Source organism: Lentzea aerocolonigenes (genome assembly GCF_000955955.1).
GTDB lineage: Bacteria > Actinomycetota > Actinomycetes > Mycobacteriales > Pseudonocardiaceae > Lentzea > Lentzea aerocolonigenes_A.
Genome location: NZ_JYJG01000451.1, coordinates 1 through 1,103 on the forward strand (window position 1 = coordinate 1; position 1,103 = coordinate 1,103).

Sequence of the window (1,103 nt, forward strand, 5' to 3'; positions counted from 1 at the left end):
GCCGTCCAGCCGCGCGGACTCGTACAGCTCGGGCGGGACGGCTCGCAGCGCGGTGTAGATGACGATCATGTTGAAGCCGGTGCCGCCCCAGACCGCGATGTTGGTCAGAGCCAGGAACAGGCCGCTGCCCTGCAACAGGTCCGGGCCGTTCCACCCGGCGTGCCTGAGCAGGAAGTAGGCCGGGCTCACGCTGGGCAGGTACAGGAAGCCCCACAGCAGCGTGGCGATGATGCCGGGCACCGCGTACGGCAGGAAGATCGCGAGCCGGGAGACCGCGCGGAACCTCGAGCGCGGCAGGTCCAGCAGCAACGCGAAGAGCAGTGCCAGGCCGAGCATCGTGGGCACCAGCATCGCCCCGTAGCGCAGCACCCTGCCGGTGCCCGCCAGCAGTTCCGGATCGGTCAGCGCCGCGACGTAGTTGTCGAGCCCCACCCACACCTCCGCACGGGCGTTCCGGCCGAGGCCGAGTCCCTTGACCTGCAACGAGTGCAGGCTCAGGTACACCGCGTACCCGATCGGCAGGGCGAAGAACAGTCCGAACAGGACGATCGCGGGGGTGAGGAACCCGTACGGTGCCAGCCGGGCGGAGGTGCGAGTGGAGGACGCCATGCTCAGCCTTCTGTCTTGAAGCCGTTCTTCTTCATGTCGGCGACGGTGGCTTGCTGTACCGCCGTGAGTGCGGCCGGGAACGGTGACTTCTCCATCGCGGCCTTGCCGAACGCGTCCTTGAAGGTGCTGTAGGCGACGTTGACGTCGGGACCCCAGCCCGCCGCCGCGGTGCCCTTGGCGATGTCGGCGGCCAGCTGGTAGAAGTCCGGCTGGTTGGCGAAGAACTCCGGCGTGGTCAGGGCGCCGCTCGACTGCGCGGCCGTGGCGGCGGGGTAGACGCCCGCTTCCTTCACCAGCGACGCGATGGCTTTGGGGTCGGTGTTGAGCCAGGTCGCGAACTTCGTGGCCGCCTCCGCCTTGCCCGACTTGGCCGCCTTCGCGGTGACGCCGGTCGCCGAACCGCCCCAGTTGCCGGTCACGGCCGAGCCCGCGGTCCACTGCGGTATCGGCGCCATCCTCCACTTGCCCTTGGTGTCCGGCGCGCTGGTGGTGAG

Annotated in this window: 1 protein-coding gene and 1 pseudogene; both read right to left on the minus strand. The window is 69.4% G+C overall.

Features of this window, described 5'->3' with window-relative positions:
• Window positions 1-609 (minus strand): carbohydrate ABC transporter permease (locus UK23_RS43240; RefSeq protein ID WP_045317641.1); only part of this gene is annotated, 609 nt, incomplete at its 3' end.
• A 2-nt stretch (window positions 610-611) separates the two neighbouring features.
• Window positions 612-1,103 (minus strand): annotated as a pseudogene (locus UK23_RS53325) (sugar ABC transporter substrate-binding protein); the annotation flags it as partial.